Origin of the sequence: Pseudomonas mandelii, from assembly GCF_002251635.1 — a bacterium.
In the GTDB taxonomy this organism is placed as follows: Bacteria; Pseudomonadota; Gammaproteobacteria; order Pseudomonadales; family Pseudomonadaceae; genus Aquipseudomonas; species Aquipseudomonas mandelii_B.
The window spans coordinates 1-13,124 of the sequence record NZ_NMOJ01000087.1 but is presented as its reverse complement, the minus strand read 5'-3'; the positions used below and the strand labels follow the sequence as shown (position 1 = coordinate 13,124).

Here is a 13,124-nt window from a genome sequence, read left to right as displayed (position 1 = left end):
TTAATAATGGTTCTGTCTGTTTTAGTTTGATCTCAAGTTAGTCGGCAGCAACGTGCCGTTTTTGTGATCAAACTAAATGAGGTTGGAAATGCAAGACGAACAAGCAGCAAATGCAATGCTGGACCAAGTGCGTGAAGCACGTAACAATTTGCTTGAAGCACTCAGAAAAATTCCTTCGTTCAAGACGATTCTTCATGTTGGCCTGGTAGACGAGTTGCAGAAGATAGACTCAGGCGCCTCTATAGCGCGGCGTTTTATTAATCTTCGCTCGGGTGTAAGTCCAATATCTGCAGAACCCACTGGCAATCTGCTAGATGTGTTTTTTGAGTGCTTAAAGCGCGGCAGGCCACCCCAGTACACTGCTGATAAATACGGGATGTATGAGCTGGATAAAGTCGGCACTGAAACCTTCAGGCTGAAATATCTGGATGTGGTAAGCGTCGGAAAAATGATCGCCGAACTGATGCAAAAACTGCCTGAGAAATGCAGTTCTGAATTAGGTAAGTATTGGAGCGTGTCCTATCAGGTTGATAGTAGAAATCGTCCTTTGCCGTCGCCTAAACAGGAGTTTCGCCTGCTTCAGGCGCGACTTTTCTGGCGCGAGCTGGACCTGGCGGGCAGCGAGAACCTGATGTCCAAAGCCGATGTCGCGACCATCAATGGTTTAATCGGTTCGGGACTGCCAAGTTCCTGCTATGCCGTCTCTGTTGAAAAACAAAAGGGAGGTTTTGCGACGCTGGCATCCACCTTTGTTATTTCTCTTTCCGGCGCTGTTGCAAATGAGCTGAATCCAGCAGGCAGTCAAGAGGTTGTTCTTTATTCGCCGTTCGGTGGATTCGAAAAGTTCAGCACCGTGAGTGCACTTCATAAAACGTTGCAACAACGGTTGTCCAATGCGTCGACCCGTGCCGAGCTTTTGCAGGGCCTGTCGGAGGACGAGCGAGCTCTGGTATCGAGTGCTCCAGCGATTCGTTACGCGAGAATCCTTGAAGATCTGTTTGACCATTGCAATAACGGCCTGCTGGCGAGGCAAAGTCGTGATGTCGTCTATCAAGTACGAAAATTAGTGACCGTCGGCGCGCATACCGAGGCGGCGTGGAAACCGCTGGACTCTGTTCTGTCCATGGATGCACTTGTACATTCTGAAAATGCGCGAAATGTGTTCTTGATCAAAGCGATGCTGGCGAATGCCCGGCCCGAGTGGTTTAAAAAAGCCTATGTCACCAATCAGGAGCTTTATGTCGGTCTGGAGAAGAACCTGCTGGCAAGCCAGATTCAGCTTCATGAATTGACCAAAGATGTGGCGACTCTTACAGCTTATGCCCGACAGGCAGTAGAGGCATTCATCTCGCCGGGAACCGACGAACGAATCGATCCTGACACGGTGTTTGTGAATATTCAGCACTCGGTCAGGATGGCGGATGGCAAACGCATAGAACACATTGAGCGGAAAACGCTGACCCAGGCGTTCATGTATGGGGCACATGATCGGGCAGGGCGTTACACGATTACGCTGGAGAAGAACTATGACCTCGCCAGGCTGACGCCTGAAAACATCATGCGCGCCATTGAAACGCTGGACCTGCGTCTGGCGTATGGCCCCGCGCGACAGCGGGTGTATGGCCAGCAGAACGTCAAGGAAGCGATGCGGGAAGTGCTGGGTCGAAAGACGGCTTTGACCCTGTTCGGCGCCATCTTGCAAAAATACATCACCTCGACTGCGCAGGATATTGTTCAGCGCTACAACTTTGGCGATCCCTCTATTGAAGCGTCTGGTATCGCATTAAGAGCTTTCTATAACTTCAAGCCCTTGAAGGATCTCATTGTCTACCGGAGGAAAGGAGGAGACCTGAATCTCAAAGCTTACGTGCTTTATGCACCCGGCTCCCCGACGGATAAAGACTGGTACGAATTCTCCGATCTGGACAGTCTGCAACGGTATATAGGGTTGTGGGCACTTGAAGAAGAGGGACGTACCTACCTTCGAACCCAAGTGCATGAAAGTGATCGACGTAATCTGGAGCATGAAGTCTTCGGCAAGGAATGGCCGCGTGGTGAGCCGAGGGAGAGGATTCAGGGCCGAGCATGGTGGGATCAGGTCAATCTTGTTGCCTGGGTTGAAAGCGATGAGTTAAAGGGCAGTATTCAAAGTGTCCTTGACTGGGAAGACGCCGAAGAAAGGGCTGTCACGCCCCATTGGTACCGAAATGCCTCTCTCTCTGATCGCCAGCTTTTCAATCGTTTGACCACAGACTTCAAGGCCATTTATAACGCGTCAAAAGACAAGTTTCATATTGAGGGCTTTCAAAAGTTTTCTCGTGAATTGGTCATGAGTCGGTTAAATGAACATTTGGGCCGCACGGGCGATCGCCAAATCGATCCTGATCAAGTCATGGTGAAATTCCACAAAGGCGCAATGACGCTGACACAGCTATTTATCAATTGGCATCTGTGGCGCAGCGATACCAATGTGTTCGAGAAAATCGTGCTGCCTGGATCGAGTACGCTCAGAGACAGTATCCGGGTGTCTGAGTTCTGGTGGAAAGACACGGGCAAGCCAATGACTGAGCTGAATTCCAGTACGCTCAACAAGCTTATCGACCTGATGCCCGGCGAGCATTACAGCCATTATTTGAAATCAAACTTTCTGTGGAAGTCGGATATTGATTTGCGGGCAAACCTGTACCGGGAACTCAAGAAAAATGAGATGTCCAGGGCGGCGCTGACGCAAAAGCTCAATGGCACGTTGCCGTCGGGGCATTATGAGTGGCTGATAGCGTCGATCAAGGGGCTGGACCGAGACACAAGGACACCAGATGGTGTTTCTCCTGGCAGTGAGCCTGGCGAAGGGGTTTATGAATTCTGGCTTGAAGGTGCGCGCATCGCGGGGGGATACGTTTTTGGTGAAGGGCATGTGAAGTTTGCCTATATCCCCAATTCGCCCGGCAAGGCGTTTATCTGGGTCGGTGATTTATCCAAGGCTATCGAGAACGATCGTATTTTGGGCGAGCATCTTCGGAGTCTGGCCGGGTTGCGTGGGCGGGACAGGGTCGGCGCTTACATCAGCAAGTCCCGCGACCCACGAGGTTCGTTGCCAGTACCGGGGTTGGGCGGCACCAATCCGGTTTACAACTTCAAGGCCGAATACGAAAACCTGATTAATCGCGCACTTGATGATCTGGATGTCCTGACCACCTCGCCAGTCGAAGCGTTCTGGCAGGAGACAAAGATTCTTCTCGAAGTGGCATTGGATGTGATCTCGATCTTTGTCCCGCCGGTGGGTTTCGCCGTCAGCGTGTTGAAGATCAGTCATTCGATCGTGCAAGGCATCATTGCATCCAGCCATGGCGATTCTGCAGGCGCCAATGCGCATTTTGCTGCCGCATGGCGCGGGGCAATCCTCATGTACCTGGGTAAGGTCGCCTCGGTAGGAACGGCGGCCTCTGCACTTGGCCTGCTATCCACGATCAGGGATCTGACTGACGTGCTCTCGGCCGTCACGGGCGTTCCGGTTGGAATCAGTTATGTCACTGCGGTGGCTGTGCCGCACTGGACCCCCGAGAGTACGACCCGCGTGATCGGTTGACAGTCGGGACGCACATCAAGGTGATAACCAGAGGATGAATGATCGGAGCTGATCAGTTCCGGTCTTCGGACCTCGGCGGTGTCTCATACCCCATCCGCCAACTCACGGCCCGCGTCGCCGCCAGCAATCGCTGCGCTGCCGGGCCGTTTTCGTCAGCTTGAAACAATGAGGTCGGGCCGACAATGGTCAAGACCGCCGCCACATTCCCTACGGCGTTGAATACCGGTGCCGACAAGGCGTCCACTCCCGGCATCAACAACCCATGCACATGATGCAGGCCGCGTTCGCGGATCTGTTCGCACAAGGCCGCATAGGTTTGATCGTCCGCCAGGACGTGGTCCGTGGCCTTGTGCAGTTCCTGATCTCGCAAGTCCACGGTTTCCCGTTTCGGTAGATAAGCGCCAAATACCAGNCCAGTGGACGAGCTGAGCAGCGGCAAGACCGAACCCAACTGCGTCACCACCGTGATAGCGCGCACCGCCGGCTCGATGTGCACCACGGTCGCGCCCTGGTTGCCCCACACCGCCAAAAAGCAGGTNTCATTCAGTTCATCGCGCAGCTCCGCCAGGGGCAGGGCGCCGACTTTCAACACATCCATGCTGCCCAGCGCCGCCAGGCCCACGCGCAAGGCTTCACGGCCCAGGCCATAGTGGTTGGTGGCGGTGTTCTGTTCGGCAAACCCCGAGGCGATCAGTGCCTGCAAATAGCGATGGACCTTGCTCGCCGGCATCTGCACGTGTTCGGCCAGGCGCGACAGCGAGGTGGCCGGGGACAGTTCGGCGAGGGCCTTGAGGATATCGGTGCCCACTTCGGCCGAGCGGACTTTCTGTTTACCGGTGTCGCGGGGCTTTTCCATGGAGGCGATGTGATCCCGGGACGAATGGGCGTCTTTATAGCTTGACGGTCAATACCAATCAAATTACGTTATGCGTAATCGAATTACGATAAAAATAACCCAGGCGTGCCGAGACCTCTGCAGCAGAGCGACAGGCCATTGCCTACTCCCTGTTCAGGAGGCTCCATGAACCTCGATTCAACGGCGCCAGCGCTGGCTTATCAGTCAGGCTTCGGCAACGAATTCAGCAGTGAAGCGTTGCCCGGCGCATTGCCCGTCGGCCAGAACTCCCCGCAAAAAGCCCCTTACGGCCTCTACACCGAACTGTTCTCCGGCACCGCGTTCACCATGGCCCGCAGCGAAGCGCGACGCACCTGGATGTACCGCATTCAGCCGTCGGCCAATCATCCGGCGTTCGTCAAGCTGGAGCGGCAACTGGCCGGTGGTCCGTTGGGTGAAGTGACCCCCAATCGCCTGCGCTGGAACCCGTTGGACATCCCGACCGAGCCGACCGACTTCATCGACGGGCTGGTGAGCATGGCCGCCAACTCGGGCGCGGACAAACCCTCTGGCATCAGCATCTATAACTACCGCGCCAACCGTTCCATGGAACGAGTGTTCTTCAACGCCGACGGNGAACTGTTGCTGGTACCCGAGCAGGGTCGCCTGCGCATCGCCACCGAACTGGGCGTGCTGGACCTGGAGCCGCTGGAAATCGCCGTGCTGCCGCGCGGTCTGAAATTCCGCGTCGAACTGCTTGACGCCCAAGCGCGCGGCTACGTCGCCGAAAACCACGGCGCGCCGCTGCGCCTGCCGGACCTGGGGCCTATCGGCAGCAACGGTCTGGCCAATGCGCGAGACTTCCTGACACCCGTCGCGCATTACGAAAACCTCAAGCAACCGACCACCCTGGTACAGAAATTCCTCGGCCAGTTGTGGGNCTGTGAGCTGGACCATTCGCCCCTGAACGTGGTCGCCTGGCACGGCAATAACGTGCCGTACAAATACGACCTGCGCCGCTTCAATACCATTGGCACCGTCAGTTTCGATCACCCGGACCCGTCGATCTTCACCGTGTTGACCTCGCCCACCAGCGTACATGGCCTGGCCAACCTCGACTTCGTGATTTTCCCGCCGCGCTGGATGGTGGCCGAGAACACCTTCCGGCCGCCGTGGTTCCACCGCAACCTGATGAACGAATACATGGGCCTGATCAAGGGCGAGTACGACGCCAAGGCCGAAGGCTTCCTGCCCGGTGGTGCGTCGCTGCACAGTTGCATGAGTGCCCATGGTCCGGACGGCGAGACGTGCACCAAGGCCATCAATGTGGAACTGGCGCCGCACAAGATTGATAACACCATGGCCTTCATGTTCGAGACCAGCCAAGTGCTGCGCCCCACACAGTTCGCCCTGGAATGCCCGCAACTGCAAAACACTTACGACGCGTGCTGGGCCTCGCTGCCCGCCACCTTCAACCCGAACCGGAGATAACCCATGACTCAGACTTCCATCACTCGTAGCTGGGTTTCTTCCGCCAACGGCCACGCCGATTTCCCTCTGCAAAACCTGCCGCTGGGCGTGTTCAGCGTGAAGGGTTCGGCACCGCGCAGCGGTGTGGCCATTGGCGAACACATTTTTGATCTGGAAGCGGCACTGGACGCTGGCCTGTTCGATGGCCTCGCGAAAACCGCCGTGGAAGCCACCCGTGGCGGCCTGCTCAATGCGTTTTTCGAGCTGGGCCGTGAGGCTCGCGTGGCTCTGCGCGAACGACTGCTGGAACTGTTCGCTGAAGGCAGCACCCTGCACGGCAAGATCGAAGCCCAAGGCGCAAAACTGCTGCCTCTGGCGGCGAATTGCGAGATGCACCTGCCGGCGAAAATCAGCGATTACACCGACTTCTATGTCGGCATTGAACACGCGCAAAACGTCGGCAAACTGTTCCGTCCCGACAACCCATTGCTGCCGAACTACAAGTACGTGCCAATCGGTTATCACGGCCGCGCCTCGACCATTCGCCCGTCGGGCACGGATGTACGCCGGCCCAAAGGCCAGACGCTGCCCGCCGGCCAGACCGAGCCAACCTTCGGCCCCTGCGCACGCCTGGATTACGAATTGGAGCTGGGCATCTGGATCGGCCAGGGCAATGCCATGGGCGACTCGATTGCGATTGGTGACGCCGCCGAGCATATCGCCGGTTTCTGCCTGCTCAACGACTGGTCGGCGCGGGATATCCAGGCTTGGGAATACCAGCCACTGGGCCCGTTCCTGTCCAAAAGCTTTATCACCAGCATCTCGCCGTGGGTGGTGACGGCCGAAGCGCTGGNACCGTTCCGCCGTGCTCAACCGGCGCGCCCTGAAGGCGACCCGCAGCCGCTGCCGTATCTGTTCGACACGCGCGATCAAGCCGCAGGCGCTTTCGATATCGAGCTGGAAGTGCTGTTGCTCACCGAAGGTCTGCGCGAGCAACAACTGCCGGCCCATCGCCTGACNNTGAGNAACACCCAGCACATGTACTGGACCGTGGCACAAATGGTTGCACACCACAGCGTCAACGGCTGCCAGTTGCAGGCCGGTGACCTGTTCGGTTCGGGCACCTTGTCCGGCCCGCAACCGGGGCAATTCGGCAGTCTGCTGGAAATCACCGAAGGCGGCAAAAAGCCGATTGAACTGGCCTCCGGCGAGGTGCGCAAGTTCCTCGAAGACGGCGACGAAATCATCCTGCGCGCCCGGTGCAGCCGCGAAGGGTTTGCCTCCATCGGCTTCGGCGAGTGCCGTGGCACTGTGGTCGCGGCGCGCTAAGAGGGNNGGGTCATGGAGCTTTATACCTACTACCGTTCGACGTCGTCGTACCGGGTGCGCATCGCGTTGGCGCTGAAGGGCCTGGATTACCAGGCACTGCCGGTCAACCTGATCGCGCCGCCAGGTGGCGAGCATCGGCAAGCGCCGTATCTGGCCATCAACCCACAAGGCCGCGTGCCGGCCTTGCGCACCGATGAAGGTGACCTGTTGATTCAGTCGCCAGCGATCATCGAGTACCTGGACGAACGTTATCCACAGGCGCCGCTGCTGTCCAAAGACCTGGTCGCGCGCGCTCATGAGCGTGGCGTTGCGGCGGTGATCGGCTGCGACGTGCATCCGCTGCATAACGTCAGCGTACTCAACAGGTTGCGGCAGTTGGGCCACGATGAACCGCAGGTGGTGGAGTGGATCGGGCACTGGATCAGCCAGGGGCTGGCGACGGTGGAGCAGTTGATCGGGGAGGAGGGTTATTGCTTTGGGCCGGAGCCAGGTCTGGCGGACGTCTATCTGATACCTCAACTGTACGCAGCCGAGCGGTTCAACATCTCACTCGAAGCGTATCCACGGATTCGCCGAGTGGCGACGTTGGCGGCGCAGCATCCCGCGTTCATCAAGGCCCATCCGGCGAACCAGTCAGACACCCCTAAAACCTGACAACTCCACCCCTGTGGGAGCGGGCTTGCCCGCGATGAGGGTGTATCAGTCGACATTCATTTGGCTGATACGCCGCTATCGCGGGCAAGCCCGCTCGCACAGGGGATCTGTGATTAATGGACGATGGAATTGGGCGGGAGGTGGCCCAGGCGTTCAGTCAGGCGAATCCGCTGGATCGGGTCATCACTGAGCAGCAGCGCATGCTCCAGGTCGAAACGCTCGGCGTTCGGGCAGTCCAGCCGTTGATAGAGGCTGGCCCGGGCCAGGTAATCGGCGGCGNTGGCGTTGCCCAGTTCCAGCACGCGTTCAGCGTCGATCAAGGCCCCGATGTAGTCATCGTGGGAAAGGTGCAGCTGGCGCAGGTTGCGCGACAGCCGTTGCAGCATCTGCACCGGGTCGGCGGTCAGCATATGCTCGGCGTTGAGTTGCATGTTCGGGCCGTACTGGCGTTGCAGCAGTTCACGGCAATCGTTGGGGTACAAGCGGCGCCCACCGCAGGGGTCCAGCAGATGNTCGGCGCCGGGTACCCGCAGCAGGAAATGGCCCGGGAAATTGACCCCGACCAAAGGGATCTCCAGGCGTTTGGCCAACTCCAGTGCGATCAGCCCCAGGGACAGTGGCTGGCCGCGCCTGAGTTCCAGCACTTTGTTGAGCANGGCCGCCGCCGGGCGCAGCGGGGTGAAGTCATCCTGGGCGAACCCCAAGTCATTCATGCGCCGCAGCAGCGGCTGGCCGAGTTCGNTCACCGGTAGCATCGGCAAGCCATAGCTCACCCGCTGTTGCAGGTCCTGGAATTCAGCCAGTACTTTTTCGGGATTCACCTCTTTGTCGTGCTCGGCCGCCATCCACAGCGCGGCCTCGATCAGCGCGGGTGGTGATCGTTGCAGGCAATCAAAAAAACGTTGGCGCGGCGTCATCGAAATCTCCGGGCAATGCCTCGTTTTAGCCCGGTCGCCGACATTCGTCCAGTACCGCACACATGCGGTAGCAGGTTATGCCTGAAAGCCTGCAATGCGGCGCCGCTTATTCCGGTGCGCTTCTGCAAATTTTGCGCGCAAGCCTATACTGGCGACTACAAGAAGTGATTCGGGAGCCCTACGATGTTNGCGCTTATGCACAGCACCCGCCTTGAGTCGCTGCACCTGAGCGTCGACGCGGTCACCGGGCTGAAGGCGGTCATCGCCATTCATAACAGCCGTCTGGGGCCCGCCCTGGGGGGATGTCGTTACCTTGCCTATCCCAGCGACGAATCTGCGGTGGAGGATGCCATTCGCCTGGCGCAGGGCATGAGTTACAAAGCGGCGCTGGCCGGCCTGGCCCAGGGCGGCGGGGTGGCGGTGATTGTCCGACCGGTGCATGTGGAGAATCGCGCGGCGTTGTTTGAAGCTTTCGGCCGCTGCATCAATCAGCTCGACGGGCGCTACATTACCGCGATCGACAGCGGCACCTCGGTGGCGGACATGGATTGCATCGCCCAACAGACCCAGCACGTCACCAGCACCACCTCGGCGGGCGACCCCGCGCCCCATGCTGCCATGGGCGTGTTCACCGGCATCCGTGCCGCCGCCATGGCCCGCCTGGGCAGNGACAACCTCGAAGGCCTGCGAGTGGCCATTCAAGGTTTGGGCAACGTCGGTTATGCCTTGGCCGAACAGCTGCACGCCGCTGGCGCTGAACTGCTGGTCAGCGACATTGATCACGGCAAGGTGCAATTGGCGATGGAGCAACTGGGTGCTCACCCGATCGCCAATGACGCGTTGCTCAGTACGCCGTGCGACATTCTCGCGCCCTGCGGCCTGGGCGGTGTGCTCAACAGCCACAGCGTGACGCAACTGCGCTGCTCGGCAGTGGCCGGTTCTGCGAACAATCAGCTGACCCATCTGGAAGTCGCCGATCAACTGGAGCGGCGGGGCATTTTGTATGCGCCGGATTACGTGATCAATTCCGGCGGGCTGATCTACGTTTCACTCAAACACCGTGGCGAAGAGCTCACGACCATTACCGCCCACCTGTCGAAAATCGCCTCGCGGCTGACCGAAGTCTTCGCCCATGCCCAAGCGGAAAAACGCTCTCCGGCACGGGTGGCGGACGAGTTGGCGGAAAAAGTACTGTACCGCTGAGCCACTGCTTTACTGCAGACATGAAAAAGGCCCTGAGCCATTCGACTCAGGGCCTATTCAATTCGGGCATTGTTTACTTCGTTGTCTTGGCGGCTTTGGCTGGCTTGGTCGGCGCAGCGGCTTCACCCTCTTCGACCGGTTCAACCTTTTCAACCACTTCAACCGGCGCATTCAGCAGTTCGGACAACGCATCCGGCTGGCTCTTGAATGCCTTGGCGAACACATCGCGGTTCTTCGCCATGTAGATCCCGGCTTCTTCCACCTGCTGCTCGCTCAGGGACGGAACGGCTTTCTGCAACACTTCTGCCAGCAACTCAGCGAGTTCAAGCATTTTGTCATGACGGTCAGCTTCGGCTTTATCCATGAACAAACGCTCCAGATCTCGGCTGCTGCGGTATACCACTTCGACGGCCATTTACCACCTCACATGCCTTCACGATAGTTGTCTTTTTCGACTACTGTATTTATATACAGCTAAAAGAGTAAGCNAATCCCTGCGCTTTGGGTAGTGGCTTTTTAATGTAGACCGAAATGAGGGTTTGTCATTTAAACCGTGGCGCGCCCATCGCTAGCAGGCTAGCTCCCACAGGTGCGACCANNCTAGCAGGCTAGCTCCCACAGGTGCGACCAAACGCCACGGAGCGCGTTTTAGAGCATCTCGCCATCATGTGGCAGGCGCCCCTGGCCTTTTTTCTGCATGCAGAACAACCGTCACGTCAAAACCGCATCATCCGGTCGAGCCGACCTAAGGAAGCATCATCGTGAAAATCAACTGGGCCGAAAAGCTGCGCCGGCAAGTCCATGGGCTGGCCGAGTCGCTGGGCAATCTGTTCGTCGAGACGTTCCATTACCTGGCGCTGTTCGCCATTGGTGCGGTGACCGCCTGGGCAGCGGTGATGGAGTTTCTGGGGATGCTGGAGACCGGGCACATCAAGATTGATGACATCTTGCTGCTGTTCATCTACCTGGAACTGGGCGCGATGGTCGGGATTTACTTCAAGACCAACCACATGCCGGTGCGCTTCCTGATCTACGTGGCGATCACTGCGCTGACGCGCCTGCTGATTTCCAACGTGTCGCACCACAATCCGCCTGACATCGGCATCATCTACCTGTGTGGCGGCATTCTGCTGTTGGCGTTCTCGATTCTGGTGGTGCGTTACGCTTCGTCGCAATTCCCTTCGGTGAAGATCGAACACCCGCAACGCAAGATCGGTACGGGTTCCGGTGAGCATCCCGAAGTCGAGAAGGGCGAGATTTAAAGGCCCATGGTCGGGCGGGGCCGGGTTTTGGCCTGGGGTGGCGGCAGGTTGCGATTGTCGCCATCGGTCATGGCTTCGAGGATGGCCACGGCGCTGTGGCCCTGTTCGATGGCGATGCCGAACTGAATGCTTTGCACCAGGCGCTTGAGGCGCTTGGGGTCATTGCGTTGTTCGGCGCTGATCACCCGCTTGGCAACCACATGGCCGCTGTTGGAGAGGGTCAGCATGATGCTGCCGTCCAGACCCTGAATGCTCAGGTTGATCTGATAATCCGCTGCAAAGGCATCGGTAATGAGCTGAAAAGGGTTGTCCATGATGCGTCACCGCCTGATTGAACGTGCAGTTGTTGACCGGCCATGATCGGGTTGGTTCGCGTTACCGGACCATCGGCAAGCCGCTCGCTGAGGTTTTCAAAAGTCCTTTTGCCTCTCAGGTGATGAAGCAAGGGCCATGCCGGAAAAATTGTCGAACAATGTTCACGGCAAAAAAGAGGCGGGCACCGAGGCCCGCCTTCTTTTTGCCTGCCCGTTTCAGGGCATGAACGAGTAGATGATCGCAGACAGTGCAATCAAACCGATCAACACCACGAACACGTTCGACGCCTGGCCAGAGTACTGGCGCAAGGCCGGCACGCGGCGAATCGCGTACATCGGCATCAGGAACAGCAGGCACGCGATGATCGGCCCGCCGAGGGTTTCGATCATGCCGAGGATGCTCGGGTTGAAGGTCGCCACGGCCCAGCAGCTGAGAATCATGAACAGCGCCGTGATGCGGTTCAGCCAGCTCGCCGACATCACGCGACCACGGCCGCGCAGGCTTTTCACGATCAAGCCCTGAAAGCCTTCGCTGGCGCCGATGTAGTGGCCGAGGAAGGATTTGGTAATGGCCACCAGCGCGATCAACGGCGCGGCGTAGGCGATCACCGGGGTCTGGAAGTGGTTGGCCAGGTACGACAGGATCGAAATGTTCTGCGCCTTGGCGGCGGCCAAGTCAGCTGGCGACAGGGCCAGCACGCAACTGAAGCAGAAGAACATCACCGTCAGCACCATCATGCCGTGGGCAGTGGCGAGGATGCCGCTGCTTTTGCGCTCGGCCTGGGCGCCGTACCGCTGTTTCTGGTCAACGGCGAACGCGGAAATGATCGGTGAGTGGTTGAAGGAGAACACCATCACCGGGATCGCCAGCCACAGGGTCTTGAAGAACAGCGGTAACGGCATGCCTTCGCTGGCCGAGGCGAANAACGCGCCGTTCCAGTTCGGGATCAGGCTGACGCCGAGCAGCAGCAACGCCGCGACGAACGGGTAAACCAGCACACTCATGCATTTGACGATGACGCCCTGGCCGCAGCGCACGATCGCCATCAGACCGAGAATCAGCACCAGCGACAGGATCGCNCGCGGCGGCGGGGCGATGTGCAGTTGGTGTTCCATGAAGCTGCTCANGGTGTTGGTCAGCGCCACGCTGTACACCAGCAGGATCGGGAAGATGGCGAAGAAGTAGAGCAGGGTGATCAGCTTGCCGGCGCCGATGCCGAAGTGTTCTTCCACGACTTCGGTGATGTCTCCCGAGCGGCCGGACAGCACGAAGCGGGTCAGTCCCCGGTGAGCGAAATAGGTCATGGGGAATGCCAGCACCGCCAGGATCAGCAGCGGCCAGAAACCGCCTACGCCGGCGTTGATTGGCAGGAACAGCGTGCCGGCGCCGATGGCCGTGCCGTAGAGGCCNAGCATCCAGGTGGTGTCGTGTTTGGTCCAGCCCTTGTGGGTTATTTCGCTATTGCGTGTCAGGTCTACAGCGGGATTTTCGGCAGCAGGTGTACGTACATCGGTCATCGTTTGGCCTCGTTATTGTTTTTGCGCGGGCTCACG

General features: G+C 58.5%; 10 protein-coding genes and 1 pseudogene. 6 read left to right on the top strand and 5 right to left on the bottom strand.

The features are described 5' to 3' along the window. The first annotated feature begins 88 nt into the window (after window positions 1-88). A complete protein-coding gene (locus tag B7L09_RS12315; RefSeq protein ID WP_094469050.1) occupies window positions 89-3,586 on the top strand; it encodes a dermonecrotic toxin domain-containing protein in 3,498 nt (1,165 codons plus the stop codon). A gap of 52 nt (window positions 3,587-3,638) precedes the next feature. Here the strand turns inward: B7L09_RS12315 and B7L09_RS12310 are convergent, their stop codons facing one another. Continuing rightward, on the bottom strand, window positions 3,639-4,442 hold the full coding sequence (locus B7L09_RS12310; protein WP_094469049.1) for an IclR family transcriptional regulator: 804 nt from the start codon (window positions 4,440-4,442) through the stop codon (window positions 3,639-3,641). A 165-nt stretch (window positions 4,443-4,607) separates the two neighbouring features. Between B7L09_RS12310 and hmgA the strand changes: the two genes are divergently transcribed. From hmgA to maiA, 3 genes are all read left to right on the top strand, one after another. Then, a complete protein-coding gene (gene hmgA, locus B7L09_RS12305; RefSeq protein ID WP_094469048.1) occupies window positions 4,608-5,912 on the top strand; it encodes a homogentisate 1,2-dioxygenase in 1,305 nt (434 codons plus the stop codon). Window positions 5,913-5,915: 3 nt separating this feature from the next. Beyond that, entirely contained in the window at window positions 5,916-7,220 is a 1,305-nt protein-coding gene (gene fahA / locus B7L09_RS12300; RefSeq protein ID WP_094469047.1) for a fumarylacetoacetase, read from the top strand. 12 nt (window positions 7,221-7,232) lie between these two features. After that, window positions 7,233-7,874 (top strand): maleylacetoacetate isomerase, encoded by a 642-nt coding sequence (gene maiA, locus B7L09_RS12295; RefSeq protein ID WP_094469046.1) that lies wholly within the window; start codon window positions 7,233-7,235, stop codon window positions 7,872-7,874. Window positions 7,875-7,987: 113 nt separating this feature from the next. On the opposite strand, the gene B7L09_RS12290 is transcribed toward maiA, so the two are convergent. Further along, window positions 7,988-8,791, bottom strand: a complete 804-nt coding sequence (locus B7L09_RS12290) for a SirB1 family protein (RefSeq protein ID WP_094469045.1) — start codon at window positions 8,789-8,791, stop codon at window positions 7,988-7,990. Between the two features lie 183 nt (window positions 8,792-8,974). On the opposite strand from B7L09_RS12290, the gene B7L09_RS12285 reads away from it, so the two are divergent. Beyond that, window positions 8,975-9,994 (top strand): Glu/Leu/Phe/Val dehydrogenase family protein, encoded by a 1,020-nt coding sequence (locus B7L09_RS12285; RefSeq protein WP_094469044.1) that lies wholly within the window; start codon window positions 8,975-8,977, stop codon window positions 9,992-9,994. Window positions 9,995-10,169: 175 nt separating this feature from the next. On the opposite strand, the pseudogene B7L09_RS12280 reads toward B7L09_RS12285, so the two are convergent. Beyond that, window positions 10,170-10,409 (bottom strand): annotated as a pseudogene (locus B7L09_RS12280) (YebG family protein); the annotation flags it as partial. 346 nt (window positions 10,410-10,755) lie between these two features. Between B7L09_RS12280 and B7L09_RS12275 the strand changes: the two are divergent. Then, the gene (locus tag B7L09_RS12275; RefSeq protein WP_094469042.1) at window positions 10,756-11,256 is read left to right on the top strand and encodes a phosphate-starvation-inducible protein PsiE; all 501 of its coding nucleotides are present in this window, start codon (window positions 10,756-10,758) and stop codon (window positions 11,254-11,256) included. Here B7L09_RS12275 and B7L09_RS12270 read toward each other — a convergent pair. Beyond that, window positions 11,253-11,570 carry a DUF3509 domain-containing protein gene (locus B7L09_RS12270; protein WP_094469041.1) on the bottom strand — a complete coding sequence of 106 codons (318 nt, stop codon included), beginning with the start codon at window positions 11,568-11,570 and terminating at the stop codon, window positions 11,253-11,255. The two genes, B7L09_RS12275 and B7L09_RS12270, sit on opposite strands and share 4 nt — an antisense overlap. 216 nt (window positions 11,571-11,786) lie before the next feature. After that, window positions 11,787-13,088: an HAAAP family serine/threonine permease gene (locus B7L09_RS12265; protein WP_094469040.1), complete on the bottom strand. Its 1,302-nt coding sequence runs from the start codon at window positions 13,086-13,088 to the stop codon at window positions 11,787-11,789. Window positions 13,089-13,124 lie beyond the last annotated feature (36 nt).